Consider the following 21,099-nt stretch of genomic DNA (forward strand, 5'->3'; position numbering starts at 1 on the left):
CGACCAGGCACCAAGAGTACGGGGTGTTCCTGAGCACGTCGGGTCAAGGTCACGTCACGATCCGCCCGGTGACCGCCGCCCGGGCCGCCTCAGCAGCGCGTCGGCTGTCCCCCGGCGCGCAGCGTCTCGAGTGCGGTCAATGCCTCACCCAGCGTGGCGACCTTCAGCAGCGGCAGGCCCGGCTGCGGGTTGCGGACCGCCTCCGCGCAGTTGTCGGCGGGCACCAGGAACGCCTTCGCGCCCGCGTCCTTGGCGCCGACCAGCTTCTGCGCGATGCCGCCGATCGGGCCGACGCGGCCCTCGTCGTCGATGGTGCCGGTACCTGCGATGATCTTCCCGCCGGTGAGGTCGGCGGGCTCCAGTTTGTCGATGATGCCGAGCGAGAACATCAGCCCGGCGCTCGGCCCGCCGATGTCGCCCAGGTCGATCTTCAGGGTGAACGGGTGCGGCTGCTGCTGGTCGATCTCCACCCCGATGCGCGGCCGGCCGTCCTGCTCACCGCTGGTCACCGTGGCCGTACCGGGGGTGCCACCACGGGTGTAGCCGATCGTCAGCGCGGTGCCCGCCGGCTTGGACCGGATCAGCTCGGTGAGCTTGGCCGCGCTGGTCACCGGCACCCCGTCGACCGAGGTGACCACGTCGTCGGGCCGCAGCACGCCGACCGACGGGCCGCCCGGCGTGACCGCCTTGACCAGCACCTTGATCGGATAGCCCAGCTCGCGCAGCGCCGCCGTCTCGGCGCTGGTCTGCGAGTTCTGGAAGTCCTCCGTGTTGCGCTGCTCGACCTCCTCCTGCGACTCCCCCGGGGGTAGACCAGTTCCCGCGGCACCACCGCCTCGTCCGCGGAGAACCATCCGGCCAGCGCCGACCGCAACCGCACGGTCGGCTGCACACCGACAGTGGTGAGCCGGAGCTGACCGGCGGAGGTGGACGTCGCGCGGCCGGTCACCTGGATGACCTCCTTGCCGTCCTCACTGCCCAGCGTGTTCACCGTCGGACCGGGGCCGAGCACGACATACGGCAGCGGCACGCTCAGCACGCCGACGCTGAGCAGTGCGGTGAGCAGGGCACCGAGCAGGACGGTCACGCCGCGACGTCTCATGCGCCAGAGCGTACCGATCCGTCCCCGGCCATCCGGCGCGGTGACCCGAGGCTTCGCCCTCAGCGCAACGCCGAGTGGCACGACCTGCGGCGGGGCCCGCGTACCGTAGAGGTCGTGCCTGATATTCCGTTCGGCTTCGCGCTCCCGGGTGGTCAACCACCAGACCCCAACGATCCCGCGGCGATGCAGCAGTTCATGTCGCAGTTGCAGCACCTGCTCTCGGCGCCGGGCAGCGGGCCGGTCAACTGGGACCTCGCCCGGCAGGTAGCCGCCAGCCAGCTCGCCGCCGCCGGCGACCCGGCGGTCTCGCCGTTCGAACGCAACGCGGTCGAGGAGGCGCTGCGCATCGCCGACCTCTGGCTGGAGCCGGCGACCTCCTGGCCCTCCGGCATCCGCACCTCGGTCGCCTGGAACCGCAACGAGTGGATCTTCAAGACGCTCGACGTGTGGCGCAAGCTCTGCGACCCGGTGGCCAGCCGGATGGTCGGCGCGATGGGCGACCTGGTGCCGCCGGAGGCCCGCGCCCAGCTCGGCCCGATGCAGTCGATGGTCGCCACGCTCGGCGGCGCCCTCTTCGGCGGCCAGCTCGGCCAGGCGCTCGGCTCGCTCGCCGCCGAGGTGCTCTCCGCCGGTGACATCGGCCTGCCGCTCGGCCCGGCCGGCACCGCCGCGCTCGTCCCCGCCAACATCAAGGTGTACGGCGAGGGCCTGGAGCTGCCCGAGGACGAGGTGCGCCTCTACGTGGCCCTGCGCGAGGCCGCCCACCAGCGGCTGTTCCAGCACGTGCCGTGGCTGCGCGGGCACGTGCTGACGGCGGTGGAGAACTACGCCGCGGGCATCCGGGTCAACCGGGAGGCGATCGAGGAGGCGATGGGCCGGGTCGACCCGACCGACCCGGAGTCGATGCAGGCGATCGCGCTGGAGGGCATCTTCACGCCGGAGGACACTCCCGCGCAGAAGGCGTCGCTGGCCCGGCTGGAGACCGTACTCGCCCTGGTCGAGGGTTGGGTCTGCCACGTCGTCGACAGCGCCGCCGGTGACCGCCTCCCCAACGTCGTACGCCTCGGCGAGGCGTTCCGCCGCCGCCGCGCCGCGGGTGGCCCGGCCGAGCAGACGTTCGCCGCGCTCGTCGGCCTCGAACTGCGGCCCCGCCGCCTGCGCGAGGCGACGGTGCTGTGGGCGGCGCTGACCGAGCACCGCGGCATCGCGGGCCGGGACGCGGTCTGGGGCCACCCGGACCTGCTGCCCTCCGACGACGACTTCGCCGACCCGGAGGCGTTCGCCAGGACGAGCACCGATCTCGACGACGAGCTGGCGAACTTCGACTTCTCCGCCCCCGGAGCCCCGGAGGAGAAGTCCCCCGGCGAGGACGACGACAAGCGCTGACACGTACCCGACGGGGCCCGCACGGTTCGACCGTGCGGGCCCCGTCCGCGTCCGCACCCGCCCCCGCCCCGTCGATCTTGGAGTTCTGGCGCCCAGGATATCCTGAATGCGGCGTCTGTCAGGTGCCACAACTCCAAGATCGCAGAGGTTTCGGGGCGGCGCGGGCGGGAGCTCCTCGTTCGGCTTGTTGCTGCGTCGAGTTCCGCCCATCGGGCGAGACTGGCGTTCCGCGAGGTGGGATCGGTGGAGATCTTGGTAGGAAAGGGCCCCTATGAGGGCCGTTTGGTACCAAGATCTCTCGGAGCCGGGAGCCGGGAGCCGGGAGCCGGGAGCCGGGAACCGGGAGTCCTTGACAACCCCACTCACAGATCTACGAAATCTGCGGGGTGGAGCGGTGTGGGCGCGGGCAGGACGGGCAGGGCGGTGGGTCAGACGGGGCGGCCGGACAGCAGGGCCCGGGTGGCCTCCCAGCCCTCGACGGCCGGATCGAGGGCGGCCAGGTCGGCCGGGCCGCGCATCCGGTGCCAGCCGGCGGTAACCGCCACGTCCCCGGGGCTCGGCGCCGCCCGCCGCACCTCGGCCGGCTCGGTCGTGTCCAGGTCCAGCTCGGGCAGCCACGCCGGTACGGGCAGCCGCGCCGCCACTCCCAGCAGCCCGGTTCCGCTGCCCTCGACCGGGGCCACCGCCACCGGCCGGGTGGTCAGCGGGCGCAGCAGCTTGCCGAGCGTCAGCCCCGGCAGGTCCGGCGCATCCGCCACCACCACCGCTACCTGGTCGAAGCCGGCCGCCACCGCCGCGAACACCGCGTTCGGCGTCGGCGTGGTCACCTCGTACACCTGGGTGCCGGGCCAGACCACGGCGTCGGCAAGCCATCGGTCCCGGGTGGTGACCGCGACGGCGGTCTCCACCTCGTTCAGCGTGGCGAGCAGGTCGACCACGTCCTCGGCGAGCGCGGTACGCCATCGCGCCGGATCGATTCCGGGCGGCGACCAGGTCACCGGGCCGAGCAGCGCCACCACCACACGTCGCGACATCCGCCGACCTTAACCCCCGCCCCGCCCGCGTCCGTTCACGATCATGAGGTTGGCGGTGACGAAGCGGGCGAAACGCCGGGACAACTTCATGATCGACGCACAAGAGGGGGTCAGGGGATGGCGGCGGTGGCGGCCACGCCCTCCAGGTAGCCGCGGGCGCGTTCCGACCTCGGGTAGCGGGCGACCAGCGCCCAGAAGTCGGCGTTGTGGCTGGGCACGATGAGATGCGCCAGCTCGTGCAGCAGCACGTAGTCGATCACCCAGTCGGGCATGTCCTGGACCCGGTGCGAGATCCGGATGGTGCGGTCGGCGGGCGTGCAGGAGCCCCAGCGGCCGTTCTGGTTGGTCACCCAGCGGACGCTGGCCGGCGCGGCGGCCGACCCGTGTTCGGGCAGGTAGAGGTCGATCAGGCGGGTGGCGCGGGCGAGCAGTTCGGCGTCCGAGCGGGCCAGCCGGCCCTCGCGGGCGGCGAGCCGGGCGAGCATCCGGTCGACCCACTCGCTCTCCTCGGCCCGGGAGAACTGGTCGGGGATCAGCACGACGACGCGCTCCCCGTCCCGGTACGCGGACACCGTGCGCCGCCGACGCTGGCTGCGCCGCACCTCGACGACGGGCTTCCGCGTCACGGCCATTACCGGTCCGCGCAGCCTCGGTTGACTGTCACGATGGAAAGCTAATGCGTACTGACCAGGACTCCGCAAGAGTCAACACGACGACACGCGCCCGGAAAATGGCGGTTGATTGTCAGGAGTCCGGAAAAAATTCTTTGCGACGGTAGCTGACCATCACCTGACCGCCCCTGTTCACGTTAAGTGATCTACGACGAGTGACTGCCGGCAGGGCCGTGCGAAGCGGATCTGGGTGCATTCATCCGGCGTGTCCGCGCGAAACTGACTTATCCGACGTTACTCGGCATGCACACTCTCGACGTCGACTTGCTCACAGAGTCGGCGTACAGCTGACATGGAACCGCCCAGACCTGGGTAGGGTCCGCCAACCACGGTCAGGCGACTGACCGTGGAGAACCCCCGGCGCCGGTGCCACGCGTGGGCCGCCGCAGGGAGACCCGCCGGGACACCTCCGGCGGACGAGACGAGGAGGCTACCGTGGCCGACCAGGCCCAGACCTACAACGGTTACTGCGTGAAGTGCAAGGAGAAGCGGGACTTCGAGGGGCACGTGGAGGTCTCGAAGACCGGCATGAACATGGCCAAGGGCAAGTGCCCGGTGTGCGGCACAACAGTGAACCGCATCCTGGGCAAGGCCAAGGTCTGACCCGTACGGCGGACATGGGGGAGGACGGCCAGCGGCCGTCCTCCCCCGTCGCGTAGCCGACAGAGTTACCGGCTGGTTGTGGAAAACCGGCGATATCCTGTGGACAACGCTGGCCACGGCTCGCCGCACCTGTGGACAACGAGCGACGCAGCGCTTGGACACGGTCACGATCAGTGGCGTGACCGATCCGACTCCGCTCGTCCGTCCCGTCCTGCTGCCCGGCCTGACCCGGCTCTGGCGCGACCGGCACACGCTCCAGCTCGGCGAGCCGCCCGGCCGCGCGGTGCTGCTGGAGATGTCCTCGCCGGGGACGGCCCGCCTGCTCGACCTGCTCGACGGCACCCGCAGCGAACGCGCCGTGCTGGCCGCGGCGGGCGCCGCCCGGGTTCCGCCCGACGAGGCACGCGCCCTGCTCGACACGCTCCGGGACGCCGGGCTCGTGGTGCCGGCGCAGGCCCTGCTGCCCCGTGACCTGGCCGGAGCCTCCCGGGCCCGGCTGGCCGCCGAGGCCGCCGCGCTGGCGCTGGCGTCACCCGACCTGCCGGGCACACCGGCCCGGCTGCTGCGCCGCCGCCGTGCCGCCCGGGTGCTGGTCACCGGCACGGGACGCCTCGGCGCGACGGTCGCCGTCGCGCTGGCCCAGGCCGGGGTCGGGCACGTCGTACCCGATCTGGCCGGTTCGGTCGGCGCCGGTGACCTGGTCGGAACCGGCCTGACCGCCGCGGAACTGGGCCGTCCGCTGGCCCCGGCGGTACGCGCGGCGCTTCAGCGGTGCGCACCCGCAACGGTCACCGGCCCGTCGCACGCGACCCGGCCGGATCTGGTGGTCCAACTCGGCGTGGACCGTCCGGCCGAACTGCTGGCCACCGGGTACGCCCGCCGGCGTCAGCCCCATCTGCTGCTCGACCTGCGCGGCGGCGTACCGGTGGTCGGTCCGCTGGTCCGCCCGCCCGCCGGTCCCTGTCTGCGCTGCCTCGACCTGCACCGCGGCGACCGGGATCCGGACTGGCCCGCGCTCGCCGCCCAGCTCGCCGCCGATCGGGGCGAGCGGGCCTGCGCCACCGCCACCGGGCTCGCCGCGGCGGCCTTCGCCACGGCGGAGGTGCTGGCCCATCTCGACGGCGCCCAGCCGGAGACGCTCGGCGGCGCGGTGGAGATCCCCGCTCCGGGCCGGGTCCGCTACCGACGGTGGTCGCCACACTCCTCCTGCGGTTGCTGCCGACGTCGCCCGATCCGGTCGGCCCCGGCCGCTACCCGCCGCACGGCAGCAGCGGAGGCCCGGAGTCGGTAACAATGGCCGGGTGACCGACATCCCGCGCCGGGCCGTGTCCCGCACCGCCAAACTCGCCGCCCTGCCGCTCGGGTTCGCCGGTCGAACCGTCCTCGGCATGGGCAAGCGGGTGACAGGCCTCGCGTCCGACGTCATCTCCGCCGAGATCCAGCAGCGCACCGCCGAGCAGTTGTTCAGCGTGCTCGGGCAGCTCAAGGGCGGGGCGATGAAGTTCGGCCAGGCCCTGTCGGTGTTCGAGGCGGCGCTGCCCGAGGAGGTCGCCGCCCCCTACCGGCAGGCGCTGACCAAGCTCCAGGAGGCCGCGCCGCCGCTGCCGGCGGCGACAGTGCACAAGGTGCTCGCCGAGCAGCTCGGCCCGGACTGGCGCGACCGGTTCGTCTCCTTCGACGACACCCCGGCCGCCGCGGCGAGCATCGGCCAGGTGCACCGCGCGGTCTGGCGCGACCCCGGGTACGGCCCGAACGGCGGCCCCCGGCACCGGGACGTGGCCGTGAAGATCCAGTACCCGGGGGCCGGTGACGCCCTGCTCGCCGACCTCAAGCAGCTCTCCCGGCTCGGCGGCATGTTCCGGGCCATCCAGCCCGGGCTGGACGTGAAGCCGCTCCTGGCCGAGTTGCGCGAGCGCATCACCGAGGAGCTGGACTACGAACTGGAGGCGGAGTCGCAGCGGGCCTTCGCCGCGGCGTACGCCGACGACCCGGACATCTTCATCCCGGAGGTGCTCGACGCCGCGCCGCGGGTGCTGATCACCGAGTGGGTGGAGGGCATCCCGCTGTCCCAGATCATCCGGGAGGGCACCGAGGAGCAGCGCAACGAGGCCGGCCGGCTGATGGCCGAGCTGCACCTGTCCGCGCCGGAGCGGGCCGGGCTGCTGCACGCCGATCCGCACCCGGGTAACTTCCGGCTGCTTCCGGACGGCCGGCTCGGCGTGATCGACTTCGGGGCGGTGGCCCGGATGCCGCAGGGCACGCCCGAGCCGATCGGCCGGATCGCGGCGCTGGCGCTGCGCGGGGACGCCGACGCGGTGGTGGAGGGGCTGCGCGATGAGGGCTTCGTCAGCCGCACCGAGTCGATCGACGCCCCGGCGGTGCTCGACTTCCTGCGGCCGATGCTGGAGCCGATCGCCGCCGACGAGTTCCGCTTCACCCGGGCCTGGCTGCGCGCCGAGGCGACCCGGCTGGCCAGCCCTCGCTCCCCCGCCTACCAGCTCAGCCGGCAGCTCAACCTGCCCCCGTCGTACCTGATGATCCACCGGGTCACGCTGGGTTCGATCGGGGTGCTCTGCCAGCTGGAGGCGAAGGCGCCCTACCGGTCGATCCTGGAACGCTGGCTACCGGGCTTCGCGCCGGTGGCCTGAGCGGGAGCGGTCCGGCGAGCGGCACGGCGAAGGGGCGGTGACCTGTCGGTCACCGCCCCTTTCTCACTCGATCGTGCTACAGGACGCCCAGGTCGCGGGCCGACTGGCTGCGACCCCGCATGGCGACGGTACGGGCGGAACGGGTTGCCTCAGTGCTCGTGGTGGTGCGACCGGCCTGAGGCCGGCGCATTCGGGCCCTGGACAACGCTTCGTGGAGTAGTTGCATCTCGAATCCGTTCGGCAGGTTCAGCATCAGAATTTCTCTCTCAGGTCGGCCGGTGGAGGGACACCGGCATCGGTCGTGGTTCGGAACGTAGGTGTGTCAGGCTGCCAGCCGGACGGAGCTCCGCGACTCGGACAGCCCGCTGGCCGCCAGTCGCGCCTCCGCCTCGACCCGGAGCTGCGCGTCACGGGCGAGGTCCTCCTTACGCGGACGGCCACGGGGCCGCTTGCGCGGGACGACCGCGCCACGCTCGAAGATCTCGCCGCCCCAGACGCCCCAGGGCTCGGCTCGCTCCACCGCCCCGGCCAGGCACTCGACGCGCAGCGGGCAGTCCCCGCAGAGCGACTTGGCCAGCTCGAGCTCGGCGGGCGAGTCGGAGAACCACAGGTCGGGGTCGAACTTCCGGCAGGGCAGGTTCGCCTCCACGTCGACGCTCACGTCGAGCGGGGCCAACGCCAGACTCATCCTCCGGTCACCTCTCTCTCACTTCGATCTCGTGGATCGCATTCCGACGTACTTCGGCGGGACAAAAAACTGAGGCCGCGGATCCCGGTGTGCGGGTTCCGCGGCCTCGAGGTGAGCCGGTGGTCTGATGGATCAGACCGGTCTACCTCGAGGTGGAACGCCGCGGACATCCGTGCGCTTCTTGGCGCCATCGATGCCCATGCCCGCGAAGCCACTGGTCCCCTCGGCTCCGGCGATCGGCGCAACGGTCAGGTTCAGCTCGGCCTGAACCGGAACCTGGTGCACCTGCGGAGCCGACGGTCGAGCGGCGAGGGCCACCCGGACAGCCGACAGCGGAGCGACGGCAGACGGCATCGCCGCAAGACGCTCATAGGTGAAGATCTCCATTGGTGCCACCTCCCTGACTCTCCTCGTGCCGACCGTGGACTCATCCCCGTTGAGCAGCCAGAACGGCGCCGCTCGCGAGGTGTGCCATGAGGCTATTCCTCGCCCTCGGGGGAGGGCAAACGATTTACGGCTACTTTTCAGAAGTTTTCTGTGGGCAGACCTCGTCCACCGTGGCGCCCGCCACCAGGGCGAGCACCGTATCCCCGTATAGCCCGACTTTTCGGGGCCCGATCCCGGCGATCGCCACCAGTTCCTCGGTGCGGCCGGGCTTCCGCTCGGCCAGCGCGGTGAGCGTGGCGTCGGTGAAGACCACGTACGCCGGCACCTTCTGCGCGCCCGCCACCCGCTGCCGCCACTCGCGCAGCCGCTCGTACAGCTCCTCGTCGATGTCCGACGGGCAGGTCGGGCAGCGGCCCAGTTTGCGGTCCGCGCCGGCGAGCAGCGTGGCGCCGCAGATCCGGCACGAGACCACCTGCGGACGGCGCCGCTCGGCCCGCCGGGCCGGCCCCGTGCCGCCGGCCCGCTCACCGCCGCCGGACCGGTCGAGCTGGGGCAGGAACCGGGAGGGCCGCCGGGCCCGGCCACCGGGCGAGCGCGCCGTGGCGTACGACAGCCAGAGCCACTCCCGGGCCCGGGTGATCCCGACGTAGAGCAGCCGGCGTTCCTCCTCGACCTGCTCCATGGTCTTCGCGTACGTGGTGGGCAGCGTGCCCTCGGCCAGCCCGACCAGGAAAACCGCGTCCCACTCCAGCCCCTTCGCCGAGTGCAGCGACGCGAGCGTCACCCCCTCCACGGTGGGCACGTGCTGCTGGGCGGCGCGCCGGGCGAGTTCCTCGCAGAAGCCGGTCAGGCCGGGTTCCACCTCGGCGTCCGCCGCGTACTCCTCGGCGAGCTGGACCAGCGCGGCGAGTGCCTCCCACCGCTCGCGCGCGGCGCCGCCCGGTGGGGGCGCGTCGGGGGCCCAGCCGACAGCGGTGAGCGCCTCGACCACGGCGGCCGGCAGCGGTGTCCCCGCGTCGGCCGACCGGGTGGCGGCGCGCAACGCGATCATCGCCTGGCGCACCTCGGGGCGCTCGAAGAACCGTTCCGCGCCCTGGAGCACGTACGGCACCCCGGCCTCGGAGAGCGCCTTCTCGTACGCCTCGGACTGCGCGTTGGTGCGGAACAGCACCGCGATCTCCCGCGCCGGGGTGCCGCCCGCCACGAGCGCCCGGCAGCGGGCCGCTACCGCGCTCGCCTCGGCCGGCTCGTCGGTGAAGATCCGCAGTTCCGGCTCGGCGCCGGGCCGGCGCTGGCCGTGCAGTTCCAGCCGCAGCCGCGCCTCGGTGCCCCGGGCCTGCGAGATCACCGCGTTCGCCAGCCCGACGACCTGCGGGGTGGAGCGGTAGTCGCGGACCAGCCGGACCACAGTCGCGCCCCGGTGCAGCCGGGGGAAGTCGACCAGGTACGACGAGGTGGCACCGGTGAACGAGTAGATCGTCTGGCTGGCGTCGCCGACCACCGTGAGGTCGTCCCGGCCGCCCAGCCACGCCTCCAGCAGCCGCTGCTGGAGCGGGTTGACGTCCTGGTACTCGTCGACCACGAAGTGCCGGTACTGGTTGCGCACCTGCTCGGCCACGTCCGGGTGCTCCTCGATGCCCCAGACCGCGGCGCGCAGCATGTCCTCGAAGTCGATCACCCCGTTGCCGCGTTTGAGCCGCTCGTACGCGTCGAACACGTCGGCCACCCGGGCCGGCTCGTACGGCGTCTCGCGCAGCGCCTTTGCCGCTGCCACCACGTACTCCCCGGGCTCGACCAGCGACGACTTGGCCCACTCGATCTCGGCGGACAGGTCCCGCGCGGCGGCCCGGTCGGCGCGCAGCCCCACCTTGGCGGCGGCGAGCGTGACCACCCGCACCTTGCTGTCAAGCAGTTCCGGCATGGCCCGCCCGGCCAGCAGCCGGGGCGCGAAGTAGCGGACCTGCCGCAGCGCCGCGGCGTGGAACGTGCGCGCCTGCACCCCCTGCACCCCGAGCACACCGAGGCGGCTGCGCATCTCGGCGGCGGCGCGGGCGGTGAACGTGACCGCCAGCACATGCCGGCCGGCGATGTCGCCGGTCAGCGCCCGGTAGGCGATCCGCGAGGTCACCGCCCGGGTCTTGCCGGTGCCGGCGCCGGCCAGGATGCAGACCGGTCCGGCCGGTGCGGTCACCGCGCAGCGCTGCTCCGGATCCAGCCCGGCCAGCACCCGTTCCGCCGCTGAGTGAACGCCCACAGCAGGGAATCATCCCAGCATCGTGTGACGTTGCAGCGGTTAGCCTGGCCTGATCGGACCGGGCGCGAGCCACCCCTTGGAGGACCAGACCATGCTGACGATGTATTCCACCCCGTGGTGCGGCTACTGCCACCGGCTGAAGTCGCAGCTCGACCGGGAGGGCATCGCGTACGAGGTGGTCGACATCGAGCAGGACCCGACGGCCGCGGATTTCGTGATGAGCGTCAACGGCGGCAACCAGACCGTCCCGACGCTGCGCTTCGCCGACGGCAGCGCCCTGACCAACCCCTCGATCACCCAGGTCAAGCAGCACCTGGCCGCGCTGCCCGGCTGATCCGCCCGCGACGCCACGAGCGGCCGTACCCGATCCGGGTACGGCCGCTCGCCGTCGTTCAGGCGCCTCCGCGGCTGAGCACCCCGTCGTCGGCGGGCTTGCGGGGTGACGGGATCCCGACCGGTCCGGCGACCGGTGTGGTCAGCCCGCGGCCCCGCCACAGGTAGAGACCGGCCGCCGTGGTGACGGCCCCGACCAGGGCGAACAGCAGCCGGTAGTCGAACACGCCGACGAGCAGCGCGCCGGTGCCGATGGAGAGCGCCTGCGGCCCGCTGACCAGCGCCTCCGAAGCCGCGGTCACCCGGCCCAGCAGCCGCGGCGGCGTCCGCCGCTGGATCAGCGTGTTCAACCCCACCATGGTCAGCGGCAGCGAGAGGCCGGCCAGCAGCAGCGCCACCACCCCGAGCCACAACCGGGGGTACGCCAGCGCCAGCGCGGCGGGCCCGAAGAACGTCACGCCCGCGGCGAGCGCGCCGACCTCGCCTAACCGGCGCACCACGGCGGCCGAGAACAGGCCGCCGACCAGCCCGCCGATGCCCTGCACCATGACCAGCACGCCGACGAACGCGGCGTCGCGGTGCAGGCCGAGATCGACGTACGCGAAGATCAGCGACTCGGTGAAGCCCATCACCAGCGAGCCGAGCCCGTATCCGAGCAGCGCCCGGCGCAGCGCCGGCTCGCCGGTCAGGTGCCGCAGCCCCGCGCCCAGTTCGGACGGCCCGCGACGAGCCGGCCGCGACGGTGTGCTCTCCGCCACGCGCAGCCGCCCGACCACCGCCGCCGCGATGAGGAAGCCGGTCATGGCCAGCAGGACCAGCAGCCAGCCGCCGACGGCGGCGTAGACACCGGCCCCGGCCAGCGGCCCGATCAGCCGCAGCCCCTGCCGGACGGTCTGGAGCACCCCGTTCGCGTCGGCGAGCAGGTCGGGCGGAACCAGATGCCGGATCAGTCCGTTGAGCACGGCGGTGAGGGTGATGTACGAGAGTCCGTAGAGCGCGGCGACCACGTAGATCACCCAGACGTCGGACCGGTCCCGGACGGTGAGCAGCGGGCCGAGCAGGACGGCCGCGACCAGGTTGGCGGCGATGAAGAAGGGCCGCCTGCGGTAGCGGTCGACCACCCAGCCGACCAGCGGGGCGAGCGCCATCGGCGCGATGACCGCGAAGATGGTCGCCCCGGCCATGCTGTCCGAATCGGTCAGATCCTTGACCCAGACGGCCAGGGCGAGCAGCAGGACCGACTCCGCCGCCATGCTCGCGACGAGCGCGGCGAACAGGAGACGGAAGTCGGGGCGGCGCAGGACGGTGCGCATCGGTTCCCTCCGGCGGGGTGCGCCACCAGGGCGCGTCGGGGGCGGGCGCTGGTGAAGACACCCTCCACGGTCCTCTTTTTGTCTCGTGACACGCCCGTGCCGGAACCTCCGGCGCCGGTCGCGCCGTCCATACTGACCGTGGGGGGCGAATTTCATACAGTTACCGTCGCGTCAAGCGACGGTCGACGGGGAAAGAGGACGCCGTGCCTCCTGCCGTACCAGGCCCGATTCTGCGCCGTCGTCGACTCGGTACCGAGCTGCGCCGGCTCCGCGAACAGGCCGGTCTGACCGGTGACCAGGTCATCGAGCGGATCGGCTGGGCCTCCGCATCCAAGTTGTCCCGTCTGGAGAACGGCCGCAGCCGTCCCGACCCGGACGACGTGGACGTGTTGCTGACGCTCTACGGCGCCGACGAGGAGCAGCGCGCGGAGCTGACCGGGATCACCCACGAGGCCGGCGACATGCGCGGCTGGCTGCGCAACTTCCCGGTGATGACCCAGCAGCAGCGCGCCTTCGCCGAGCTGGAGGCCGGTTGCGCGGAAATCTCCGAGTACAACCCGGTGCTGGTGCCGGGGCTGTTGCAGACGCCCGGGTACGCCCGGCACCGGATCATGTCCGCCGCGTACGTCGCCGCCGAGGCCGGCGACCCGGAGACCGAGGATCCCGAGACCGAGGTACGCGCGCGGCAGGCCCGCCAGTCGCTGCTGACCCGCTCCCCCGAGGTGCCCCGCTACACCGCAGTGCTGGAGGAGGCGGCGCTCGGCCGTCGCGCCGGGCCGCCGGAGGTGCTGCACGAGCAGCTCGTCCACCTGTGCGAGATGGCGCTGCTGCCGAACGTGACGCTGCGTCTGCTGCTGCGGGACACCCGGGTCGGTGACTGGTACCTTCCGCCGACCGCGTTCTCGGTCTACCGGTTCGCCGATCCCCTCGATCCGGAGACACTCGCCATCGAAGGTGGGTTCACCGACGTCATGTCGACCGAGGTAAACACCCTAAATCGCTATAAAGTGGTGTTCGAGTGGCTATGCTCGTCGGCGCTCTCCGCATCGGACACCCTCTCCTGGTTGATCGAGGCGACGGGACGGCTGACCGGCACGGCAGTCGAGTCCACGGTGGCGTACGGGCCGGCAACGGCGCCGACCCAACGTCGCCGAGACTCGGGGCGCCTCACCACGGAACGGTGATCCGGCACGGACACCGTCCGCGCTCCGGCGTCGCTCGGTCCCATCGGAGCACCTCACCAGGAGCAAGCACCATGAACGAGATCCACACCAGCACGACCGTCCGCTCGGGACGGCTCGCCGGCGCCGCCTGGCGCAAGAGCACCCGCAGCCAGACCTCCAACTGCGTGGAGGTCGCGCCGCTCGGCTCCGGGCCGGCCACAGTGGCGCTGCGGGACAGCAAGGACCCGAGCGGACCGGTCCTGCTGTTCGACCGGGCCGGCTGGCTCGGCTTCCTCGCCGGCACGAAGAGCGGTCAGTTCGATCTGGACTGATCCGGCGAACCACGGGAGGGCCGTCGGCGCGAGCCGGCGGCCCTTCGCGCGTCCATCCCCGACAACGGTGCTGACCTGGGATCCCCCGATCGGTCGAGCTGGCGCGTTCCCCTTGCCGGACGGACACATCGGCGTAACATGACGCGGGAGTGACGTGGAAGTTCCAGCGTGTAACCGCCGATTGTCCGGGGGACACCATGCGGTTCCTGATCGTCCGCACCGAGATCCGTACCGCCGCCGACGCCGACATCGCCGCCGCCTGGGCCGGCGGGGGGCGCCTGCGGGACGAGACGTGCACGCCGGAACCCCGCCGCCAGGTCGTCCACGCCGAGGACCGGGACGCCGCACTCCTGCTCGCCCGCGCACTGTCAGCAGTCGGTGCGGTACGCGCGGGCCGGCACCGGGTCAAGGTGCTGCCGATCGAGGAACCCGCCCCCGGCCACCCGTACCGCTGGGACGGCGGATGACCGGACGCTGACGTCCGTCGTGGCCGGACCGGCCTCCCCCGCCGCTATCCCGCCTCACCCGGCCACGACGGAACGTGTTCCCGGCCCGCGACCGTCGCGGCAACGACGGTCCGGGCCGGGGCCGCATCCCGCCCGCCCCAGGTCCACCCGGCCTCGCCAGTTCGGGGAGGTGGCTGTATCCCACCGGCCTCGACCACACCACTTCCCCGAACTGGCACCGCCGCGCCAACCGAAACACGGCAACCTGACGGGGATCTCGGGCGGGGTCAGCAGTGGCCGTCGAGCCAGCGGTGCACCAGGAACAACGCGATCGACGACGGCGGCGGCAGGACCAGCCGGTCTCCCCCGCCCACCGGCACCGGCTCGTCCGCGAGCGCGGCGCCGATCTCCCGGCGCGTGAACCAGCGCGCGTGCGCGATCTCGGCCAGGTCGACCCGGATCGGCGCGTCCGCGTCGGCGCGGGCCAGGAAGCCGAGCATCAGCGAGCCGGGGAACGGCCAGGACTGGCTGCCCACGTACGCGATCTCCTCGACCGGGACGCCCACCTCCTCGCGGACCTCGCGCAGCACGGCGGCCTCGGCCGACTCGCCGGGCTCGACGTATCCGGCCAGGCAGGAGTAGCGGCGCCGGCCCGGGGTGCGCGGCCAGGCCGCGTTGTTGCCGAGCAGGCAGCGGCCGTCCGGGCCGGTCACACCGTCGTGCACCAGCACGATCATGGCCGGGTCGGTACGCGGCCAGACCCGCCCGCCGTCCGGGTCGATCCGCGACCAGCCGGCCTCGTCGGCGCTCGTCGGCTTGCCGGTCGTCGACGAGTACCCGTGCCCCAGGTGCCAGTTGAGCAGCGCCAACGCGGTGGTGAACAGGCCCGCGTCCCGGTCGGTCATCAGGTGGCCGACCTCGCGCAGATGGGCCGGGCGGGTGTCCGGCAGCGCCGGCAGCGGCCCGTCCACCGCGAACACGGGTACGCCGTCCGGCTCGACGCCGAGGAACATCGGCACCGACCGGGGCACCTCGGCCAGCTCACCGGGACCGACCAGGACCAGCTCCGGCGGGGTCGCCGCGCCCCGGACCAGCGCCCGCCCCTCGGCCGCGGAGTCCAGCACCAGCACCCGGGCCCGATCCCACGCCTCGGTCAGCCAGCCTGGATCGGTACGCCGGTGCGCGGCCCGGTCGAGCGTCGACCGGGCCAGCGGCGGGGCGGACTCGCCGCTCATGCGGATTCCGTACGCACCGGTGTCAGCGCGGCGAGCGAGTCGGCCACCCGCTCGGCGTCGCCGAGCACGACGGTGACCGCGCGGGCCGGGGCCAGGTAGCGGGCGGCCACCTCGGCCACGTCCTCCACGGTCGCGGCGGCCAGCCGGGCGGCATGCTCGGCGAGGAAGTCCAGCCGCAGCCCGCTGCCGGCGTACGCGCTGGTCAGCGACGCGAGACCGGCCTGGGTGGACATGCCGAGCTGAAGGGTGCCGAGCGCGTACTGGCGGGCCTGCTCCAACTCCTCCGGCTTCGGCGGCACCGTGGCCAGGCGGCCCAGCTCGTAGGTCGTCTCCACCAGCGCCGCCGCTGTCACCTCGGTGGCCACCTCGGCGCCGGCGACGAGCAGCGAACCGGCCACCGAGTGCTCCACGAGCGAGTGCGGCCCGTACGTGTAGCCCTTGTCCTCGCGGATGTTCTCCACCCAGCGGGAGGAGAAGTAGCCGCCGAAGATCAGGTTGGCGAGCTGCAACGCGGCGTGATCCGGGTGGGTGCGCGGCACCGCGGGCAGCGCTAGGCGTACCGAGGACTGCACCGAGCCGGGGCGATCGACGAGCAGCAGCGGCCCGGGTTCCAGCGGCGGCGCGGGGGGCAGCTCGGCGACGTGGCCGTCACCGCGCCACCCGGACAGCGCCTGCTCGGCCGCGTCCAGCGCCCGGTCCGGCGCGACGTCGCCGACGAGCACCAGCACCGCGCCGGCCGGATGCACCCGCTCGGCGTGCAGCCGGCGCATCGGGGCCGGGCGGACCGCCCGGACCTGGTCCGGGTCGGGCGTCTGCTCCGCGTACGGGTGCCGGCCGTACACCCGCTTGAGCAGCGCGGTGCGGGCCAGGTGGGACGGCTGGCTCTGGGCGACCTGGATGCGGTCGACCAGCCGCTCCCGTTCGGTCTCCACCCAGTCGGCCGGGTAGGTGGCGCCGGTGAGCACCTCGGCGAGCAGTTCCAGCATCCGGTCCAGACCGGTGACCAGGCCCGCGCCGGAGAGCATCAGCCGGTCCGGGTCGAGACCGGCGGTCAGCCCGCCGCCGACCTTCTGCAACTCGGCCGCCAGCTCGGTGGCGCTGTGCGCCTCGGTGCCGGAGAGCATGGTCTGCGCCAGCATCGCGCCGCGGGCCAGGTGGGTGCGCCCGAACGGCATCCACAGCCGCAGCTCGACCAGCGGTACGGCGGAACGGCGTACCGCGATCACGGTGAGGCCGTTGCCGAGCGTGCGCTCGGCCTGCTTGGGCACCTTCAGGCGGCGGTTCGGGCCGAGTGCCGGCAGCGGCCGCACAGCGGCGGTGGTCGCACCCGTGCTCATCGGGCTCCTCCGGCAACGACCTCGACTGATGCGCGGCGCTCGGGCCGCAGGGTCATGGCGGCGGCGCGGACCTGCTCCTCGGTCACCTCGCCGACCAGCCGGGGCAAATCGTTGAGCAGGCCGGGTTCGCCGCGTTGCTGTTCCAGCACCGCCATCCGCAGCGCGCGGCCGAGTACCGCGTCCGTGTCGCGCAGCAGGTGGGTGGCCATCCGGGCCTGGGTACGCGCCAGCTCCCCCTCGGTCAGCCCGTCGGTGACCAGCCGGTCCAGTTCCTCGTCGATCGTGCGCAGCACCTTGTCCACGTCGCCGCCGGGCGGCAGATGCGCCTGGAGCAGCAGCGCGGTGGGGTCGCGTACGTCGAACGGGTCGCCCATGAAACCGACGTACCCGCCGAGGCCGGTGACCGACCGGTCGCGCTGTACCAGCCGCTCGACCAGCCGGGAGGCGTCGCCGTCGGTGAGCACCTCGGCCAGCACCACGTACGGGAGGTAAGCGGCGAAGTCGCCGATCGGGTCGGGCACCCGCCATGCGCCGGCTACCGCCGGGAGCGGGGCCAGCGCGTCGGTGTACGTGCTGCGCCGCTCGGCGGTCAGGTCGGGCTCGGCGAAGTCGGGCCGCTGCGGGGCGGGGCGGGCCGGCACGTCCCCGAAGTGCCGCTCGATGAGCGTGGTCGCCTCGGCCACGTCGATGTCGCCGCTGACCGCGAGCACCGCGTTGCCGCTGGCGTAGTAGCGGCGGAAGAAATCCGCGGCGTCGGACACGGTGGCCGACTCCAGATCGACGAAGGAGCCGTAGCCGTCGTGCGCGTTGGGGAAGGTGTCGAACATCACCGGGGGCAGCGTCAGCCAGGGGAACCCGCCGTACGGCCGGTTCAGCACGTTGACCCGGATCTCCTCCTTCACCACGTCCACCTGGTTGCGCAGGTTCTCCTCGGTCAGCCGGGGGCCGCGCATCCGGTCGGCCTCCAGGAACAGCGCCCGTTCCAGTGCGTTGGCGGGCAGCGTCTCGAAGTAGTCGGTGTAGTCCAGGTGGGTGGAGCCGTTGAACGTCCCGCCCGCGCCCTGGACGTGCCGGAAGTGGGCCAGCTTCTCCAGGTTCTCCGAGCCCTGGAACATCAGGTGCTCGAAGAGGTGGGCGAACCCGGTGCGGCCCTCCGGCTCGGAGCGGATACCGACGTCGTAGACCACCGCCACCCCGATGACCGGGGCGCTGCGGTCCGGCGTGAGCACCACGCGCAGGCCGTTGTCGAGGGTGAACCGTTCGACCGGGTACTTCGTCGCTGGGATCTTCGCTCTGCGCGTCGGCACGAGATCGACACTAGCGCCTCGGTACCGGCTCTACCGCCGGTGTGCCCTGGCCGACAGGTGGACTGTCGCGGGACGGGTCTTGACGCCGACCGCCACTTCCCCCAGTCTTCCTACCAACAAAATAGGAATACTGCGGATTGGACAATCGATGAGAGGGCTTCCCCTGCGCCGCCTGGTCACCCTGGCGACCCTGGCCGCGGTCGGCGCGGCCACGCTCAGCGCCACCGCCGCCTGCGGCGAGGACAGCGACGCGGGCGCCGCGTCCGGCCCGGTGACGCTGCGCCTGGGTTACTTCCCCAACATCACGCACGCCCCGGCCGTGGTCGGCGTCGAGAAGGGGATCTTCGCCGAGAAGCTCGGCAGCGACGTCGAGCTGGACACCAAGACGTTCAACGCCGGCCCGGCCGCCGTCGAGGCCGTCTTCTCCGGCGCGCTCGACGCCACGTACATCGGCCCGAACCCGACCGTGAACGCCTTCTCCAAGTCCAAGGGCGAGGCGGTCCGGGTCGTCTCCGGCGCCGCGTCCGGCGGCGTCGCGCTCGTGGTCAAGCCCGGCATCACCTCGGTGGAGCAGCTGCGCGGCAAGAAGATCGCCACCCCGCAGCTCGGCAACACCCAGGACGTGGCGCTGCGCTACTGGCTCAAGGAGAACGGCCTGGAGACCACCAAGGAGGGCGGCGGCGACGTCAAGGTCGTACCGCAGGAGAACGCGCAGACGATCGAGACGTTCGGCAGCGGCGCCATCGACGGCGCCTGGGTGCCCGAGCCGTTCGTCTCCCGGTTGATCAACGCCGGCGGCAAGGTACTCGTCGACGAGCGTGACCTGTGGCCGGACAGGAAGTTCGTCATCACCAACCTGCTGGTCAGCACCAAGTTCCTCAAGGCCCACCCGGACGTGGTGAAGAAGCTGGTCGAGGGCCAGGTCGCGGCGAACGAATTCGTCAACACCAAGCCGGACGAGGCGCAGCAGGCCGTCTCCGACCACATCGGCAAGATCACCGGAAAGCCGCTGGACCTCAAGCTGATCAAGCAGGCCTGGCCGACGCTGGAGTTCACAAACGACCCGATCCCGTCGTCGCTGAAGACCGGCCTGGACCACGCGGTCGCGGTCGGGCTCACCCAGCCGGTCGACCTGAACGGCCTCTACGACCTGAAGTACCTCAACGAGGTGCTCAAGACGCAGGGCAAGGCCGAGGTCAGCCAGCCGTGACGTCGACCGGCACGACCCCGCGCAGCGCGACCGGCTCGGTCGCGCTGCGCGGCGTCACCAAGGTGTACGGCCAGGGCGAACAGGCGGTCCTGGCGCTGGACGGGCTGTCGCTGGACGTCGCACCGGGCGAGTTCGTCTGCATGGTCGGCGCGTCCGGCTGCGGCAAGAGCACGCTGCTCAACCTGGTCGCCGGGCTGGACCGGGCCAGCGGCGGCGCGATCGAGCTGGGCGAGGGCGTCAACCCGGGGCTGATGTTCCAGGAGCCGGCGCTGTTCCCCTGGCTGACCGTCGAGGGCAACGTCGAGGTGCCGCTGAAGCTGCGCGGGCTCCCCCGCGACCAGCGCAAGGAGCGGGTGGCCGAGCTGCTGCGCACGGTCCACCTGTCCGAGTTCGGCCGCAAGCGGCCGCATCAGCTCTCCGGCGGCATGCGGCAGCGGGTCGCGCTGGCCCGCACGCTCGCGCTGGAGACGCCGGTACTGCTGATGGACGAACCGTTCGGCGCGCTGGACGCGATGACCCGCGACATCCTGCACGACGAGCTGGAGCGGATCTGGTCCGAGCGCAAGCTCACCGTCCTGTTCGTCACGCACAACGTCCGCGAGGCGGCCCGGCTCGCCGACCGCATCGTGCTGCTCTCCAGCCGGCCCGGCCGGATCATCTACTCCACCGAGGTCGCCGTGCCGCGCCCCCGGCGAATCGACTCGCCGGAGGTCTCGGCCATCGCCGCCGAGGTCACCGACCGGCTGCGCACGGAGGTGGGCCGGCATGGCCAGTGACACCCTCGCCGGGTCGGCGCGTACCGACGCGGAGATCTCCGGCCTCGACGCGCTGGAGATCGCCGGCCGGGAGAAGGGCCCGTCCCGGGTACGCCGCCTGTGGTCGGCAACCTGGCCCAAGTTCGCCGCGCTGGCGCTCGCCACCGCGATCTGGCAGGCGGTGGTCTGGTCCGGGTGGAAGGAGCCGTGGGCGCTGCCCGGCCCGGCGGTGGTCTTCGGCGACCTCGGGGACTACCTGTTCAGCTCGGCGCTGTGGGAGGGCCTGGCCACCACCGCCCGGCGGGCGGCGGTCGGGTTCGCCGCAGCGGTCGCGGTCGGCCTGCTGCTCGGCCTCGGGGTGGCCCGGGTCAAGGTGCTCCGGGCCGCGCTCGGCTCGATGATCACCGCGTTGCAGACCATGCCGTCGATCGCCTGGTTCCCGCTGGCCATCCTGCTGTTCCAGCTCAGCGAGCAGGCGATCTTCTTCGTGGTGGTGCTCGGCGCCGCGCCGTCGGTCGCCAACGGCGTCATCCACGGCGTGGACTACGTGCCGCCGCTGCTGGTCCGCGCCGGCCGCAACCTCGGCGCCCGTGGGCTCGACCTCTACCGGTACGTGATCGCGCCGGCCGCGCTGCCCGCCATCGTGGCCGGGCTCAAGCAGGGCTGGGCGTTCGCCTGGCGCAGCCTGATGGCCGGTGAGCTGCTGGTGGTCATCGCCACCCGCACCTCGATCGGCGCTCAGCTCACGTACGCACGCGAGCTGAGCGAGGCGCCACGCCTGATGGCCATCATGATCGTCATCCTGGTGGTGGGCCTGCTCGTGGACACCGCGTTCGGGGCCGCCGACAAGGCGATCCGCCGCCGCTGGGGCGTGCTGGACCAGGCCGGCAACTGA

The 21,099-nt window shown here is 72.6% G+C and carries 20 protein-coding genes and 1 pseudogene; 11 read left to right on the forward strand and 10 right to left on the reverse strand.

The genetic code is table 11. The annotated features are described in order from the left end of the window. Nucleotides 1–89 precede the first annotated feature (89 nt). A pseudogene (locus tag KSK32_RS06555) lies at nucleotides 90–1,102 on the reverse strand (PDZ domain-containing protein). Nucleotides 1,103–1,216: 114 nt separating this feature from the next. Here KSK32_RS06555 and KSK32_RS06560 point away from each other — a divergent pair. Next, complete coding sequence (locus tag KSK32_RS06560; protein ID WP_216929510.1) at nucleotides 1,217–2,488, forward strand: zinc-dependent metalloprotease; 1,272 nt, start codon at nucleotides 1,217–1,219, stop codon at nucleotides 2,486–2,488. A gap of 428 nt (nucleotides 2,489–2,916) precedes the next feature. On the opposite strand, the gene KSK32_RS06565 is transcribed toward KSK32_RS06560, so the two are convergent. Beyond that, the gene (locus KSK32_RS06565; RefSeq protein WP_216929512.1) at nucleotides 2,917–3,522 is read right to left on the reverse strand and encodes a hypothetical protein; all 606 of its coding nucleotides are present in this window, start codon (nucleotides 3,520–3,522) and stop codon (nucleotides 2,917–2,919) included. A gap of 110 nt (nucleotides 3,523–3,632) precedes the next feature. Further along, a complete protein-coding gene (locus KSK32_RS06570) occupies nucleotides 3,633–4,154 on the reverse strand; it encodes a M48 family metallopeptidase (RefSeq protein WP_013288401.1) in 522 nt (173 codons plus the stop codon). 474 nt (nucleotides 4,155–4,628) lie between these two features. Here KSK32_RS06570 and KSK32_RS06575 point away from each other — a divergent pair, with 474 nt between their 5' ends. The 3 genes from KSK32_RS06575 (at nucleotide 4,629) to KSK32_RS06585 (ending at nucleotide 7,444) form a co-directional block, all read left to right on the forward strand. Next, nucleotides 4,629–4,796: a DUF5679 domain-containing protein gene (locus KSK32_RS06575; RefSeq protein WP_007464795.1), complete on the forward strand. Its 168-nt coding sequence runs from the start codon at nucleotides 4,629–4,631 to the stop codon at nucleotides 4,794–4,796. 178 nt (nucleotides 4,797–4,974) lie between these two features. Further along, on the forward strand, nucleotides 4,975–6,087 hold the full coding sequence (locus tag KSK32_RS06580; RefSeq protein ID WP_216929514.1) for a hypothetical protein: 1,113 nt from the start codon (nucleotides 4,975–4,977) through the stop codon (nucleotides 6,085–6,087). 10 nt (nucleotides 6,088–6,097) lie between these two features. Next, entirely contained in the window at nucleotides 6,098–7,444 is a 1,347-nt protein-coding gene (locus KSK32_RS06585) for an AarF/ABC1/UbiB kinase family protein (protein ID WP_216929516.1), read from the forward strand. Between the two features lie 322 nt (nucleotides 7,445–7,766). Here the strand turns inward: KSK32_RS06585 and KSK32_RS06590 are convergent, their stop codons facing one another. The 3 genes from KSK32_RS06590 to KSK32_RS06600 form a co-directional block, all read right to left on the reverse strand. Further along, entirely contained in the window at nucleotides 7,767–8,132 is a 366-nt protein-coding gene (locus KSK32_RS06590) for a WhiB family transcriptional regulator (protein WP_013288404.1), read from the reverse strand. A 132-nt stretch (nucleotides 8,133–8,264) separates the two neighbouring features. After that, nucleotides 8,265–8,519 (reverse strand): hypothetical protein, encoded by a 255-nt coding sequence (locus KSK32_RS06595; protein ID WP_216929518.1) that lies wholly within the window; start codon nucleotides 8,517–8,519, stop codon nucleotides 8,265–8,267. A 130-nt stretch (nucleotides 8,520–8,649) separates the two neighbouring features. Then, nucleotides 8,650–10,773 (reverse strand): ATP-dependent DNA helicase UvrD2, encoded by a 2,124-nt coding sequence (locus KSK32_RS06600; protein ID WP_216929520.1) that lies wholly within the window; start codon nucleotides 10,771–10,773, stop codon nucleotides 8,650–8,652. 91 nt (nucleotides 10,774–10,864) lie between these two features. Here KSK32_RS06600 and KSK32_RS06605 point away from each other — a divergent pair, with 91 nt between their 5' ends. Continuing rightward, entirely contained in the window at nucleotides 10,865–11,107 is a 243-nt protein-coding gene (locus KSK32_RS06605; RefSeq protein ID WP_018784736.1) for a mycoredoxin, read from the forward strand. A 58-nt stretch (nucleotides 11,108–11,165) separates the two neighbouring features. On the opposite strand, the gene KSK32_RS06610 is transcribed toward KSK32_RS06605, so the two are convergent. Beyond that, on the reverse strand, nucleotides 11,166–12,575 hold the full coding sequence (locus KSK32_RS06610; RefSeq protein ID WP_289256505.1) for an MFS transporter: 1,410 nt from the start codon (nucleotides 12,573–12,575) through the stop codon (nucleotides 11,166–11,168). 47 nt (nucleotides 12,576–12,622) lie between these two features. Between KSK32_RS06610 and KSK32_RS06615 the strand changes: the two genes are divergently transcribed. The 3 genes from KSK32_RS06615 to KSK32_RS06625 all read left to right on the forward strand — a co-directional run bounded on the left by KSK32_RS06615 (nucleotide 12,623) and on the right by KSK32_RS06625 (nucleotide 14,381). Continuing rightward, complete coding sequence (locus KSK32_RS06615) at nucleotides 12,623–13,603, forward strand: helix-turn-helix transcriptional regulator (RefSeq protein WP_216929524.1); 981 nt, start codon at nucleotides 12,623–12,625, stop codon at nucleotides 13,601–13,603. 71 nt (nucleotides 13,604–13,674) lie between these two features. Then, nucleotides 13,675–13,914 (forward strand): DUF397 domain-containing protein, encoded by a 240-nt coding sequence (locus tag KSK32_RS06620; RefSeq protein ID WP_216929526.1) that lies wholly within the window; start codon nucleotides 13,675–13,677, stop codon nucleotides 13,912–13,914. A gap of 197 nt (nucleotides 13,915–14,111) precedes the next feature. Further along, a complete protein-coding gene (locus tag KSK32_RS06625; protein ID WP_216929528.1) occupies nucleotides 14,112–14,381 on the forward strand; it encodes a hypothetical protein in 270 nt (89 codons plus the stop codon). A 266-nt stretch (nucleotides 14,382–14,647) separates the two neighbouring features. On the opposite strand, the gene nudC is transcribed toward KSK32_RS06625, so the two are convergent. The 3 genes from nudC to KSK32_RS06640 are packed head-to-tail and all read right to left on the reverse strand — an operon-like array spanning nucleotide 14,648 to nucleotide 18,239. Then, nucleotides 14,648–15,595 carry an NAD(+) diphosphatase gene (nudC, locus tag KSK32_RS06630; RefSeq protein ID WP_216929530.1) on the reverse strand — a complete coding sequence of 316 codons (948 nt, stop codon included), beginning with the start codon at nucleotides 15,593–15,595 and terminating at the stop codon, nucleotides 14,648–14,650. Beyond that, a complete protein-coding gene (locus KSK32_RS06635) occupies nucleotides 15,592–16,932 on the reverse strand; it encodes a pitrilysin family protein (protein ID WP_216929532.1) in 1,341 nt (446 codons plus the stop codon). The genes nudC and KSK32_RS06635 overlap by 4 nt, the downstream gene beginning before the upstream one ends. Then, nucleotides 16,929–18,239: a pitrilysin family protein gene (locus KSK32_RS06640; RefSeq protein ID WP_216929534.1), complete on the reverse strand. Its 1,311-nt coding sequence runs from the start codon at nucleotides 18,237–18,239 to the stop codon at nucleotides 16,929–16,931. The genes KSK32_RS06635 and KSK32_RS06640 overlap by 4 nt, the downstream gene beginning before the upstream one ends. A 148-nt stretch (nucleotides 18,240–18,387) precedes the next feature. On the opposite strand from KSK32_RS06640, the gene KSK32_RS06645 reads away from it, so the two are divergent. The 3 genes from KSK32_RS06645 to KSK32_RS06655 are packed head-to-tail and all read left to right on the forward strand — an operon-like array spanning nucleotide 18,388 to nucleotide 21,099. Beyond that, the gene (locus KSK32_RS06645; protein WP_216929536.1) at nucleotides 18,388–19,449 is read left to right on the forward strand and encodes an ABC transporter substrate-binding protein; all 1,062 of its coding nucleotides are present in this window, start codon (nucleotides 18,388–18,390) and stop codon (nucleotides 19,447–19,449) included. Then, nucleotides 19,446–20,225 carry an ABC transporter ATP-binding protein gene (locus KSK32_RS06650; protein WP_216929537.1) on the forward strand — a complete coding sequence of 260 codons (780 nt, stop codon included), beginning with the start codon at nucleotides 19,446–19,448 and terminating at the stop codon, nucleotides 20,223–20,225. Before KSK32_RS06645 ends, KSK32_RS06650 begins: the two co-directional genes overlap by 4 nt. Continuing rightward, nucleotides 20,215–21,099, forward strand: a complete 885-nt coding sequence (locus KSK32_RS06655) for an ABC transporter permease (protein WP_216929539.1) — start codon at nucleotides 20,215–20,217, stop codon at nucleotides 21,097–21,099. Before KSK32_RS06650 ends, KSK32_RS06655 begins: the two co-directional genes overlap by 11 nt.

Source organism: Micromonospora sp. WMMB482 (genome assembly GCF_019038635.1).
GTDB lineage: Bacteria > Actinomycetota > Actinomycetes > Mycobacteriales > Micromonosporaceae > Micromonospora > Micromonospora marina.

Excerpts from the sequence above, each read along its gene's own strand:
- KSK32_RS06565 (WP_216929512.1), bottom strand. The coding sequence starts at position 3,522 with ATGTCGCGACGTGTGGTGGTGGCGCTGCTCGGCCCGGTGACCTGGTCG.
- KSK32_RS06570 (WP_013288401.1), bottom strand. The coding sequence starts at position 4,154 with ATGGCCGTGACGCGGAAGCCCGTCGTCGAGGTGCGGCGCAGCCAGCGT.
- KSK32_RS06590 (WP_013288404.1), bottom strand. The coding sequence starts at position 8,132 with ATGAGTCTGGCGTTGGCCCCGCTCGACGTGAGCGTCGACGTGGAGGCG.
- KSK32_RS06595 (WP_216929518.1), bottom strand. The coding sequence starts at position 8,519 with ATGGAGATCTTCACCTATGAGCGTCTTGCGGCGATGCCGTCTGCCGTC.
- KSK32_RS06605 (WP_018784736.1), top strand. The coding sequence starts at position 10,865 with ATGCTGACGATGTATTCCACCCCGTGGTGCGGCTACTGCCACCGGCTG.
- KSK32_RS06610 (WP_289256505.1), bottom strand. The coding sequence starts at position 12,575 with ATGAAATTCGCCCCCCACGGTCAGTATGGACGGCGCGACCGGCGCCGG.
- KSK32_RS06620 (WP_216929526.1), top strand. The coding sequence starts at position 13,675 with ATGAACGAGATCCACACCAGCACGACCGTCCGCTCGGGACGGCTCGCC.
- KSK32_RS06625 (WP_216929528.1), top strand. The coding sequence starts at position 14,112 with ATGCGGTTCCTGATCGTCCGCACCGAGATCCGTACCGCCGCCGACGCC.
- nudC (WP_216929530.1), bottom strand. The coding sequence starts at position 15,595 with ATGAGCGGCGAGTCCGCCCCGCCGCTGGCCCGGTCGACGCTCGACCGG.
- KSK32_RS06635 (WP_216929532.1), bottom strand. The coding sequence starts at position 16,932 with ATGAGCACGGGTGCGACCACCGCCGCTGTGCGGCCGCTGCCGGCACTC.
- KSK32_RS06645 (WP_216929536.1), top strand. The coding sequence starts at position 18,388 with ATGAGAGGGCTTCCCCTGCGCCGCCTGGTCACCCTGGCGACCCTGGCC.
- KSK32_RS06655 (WP_216929539.1), top strand. The coding sequence starts at position 20,215 with ATGGCCAGTGACACCCTCGCCGGGTCGGCGCGTACCGACGCGGAGATC.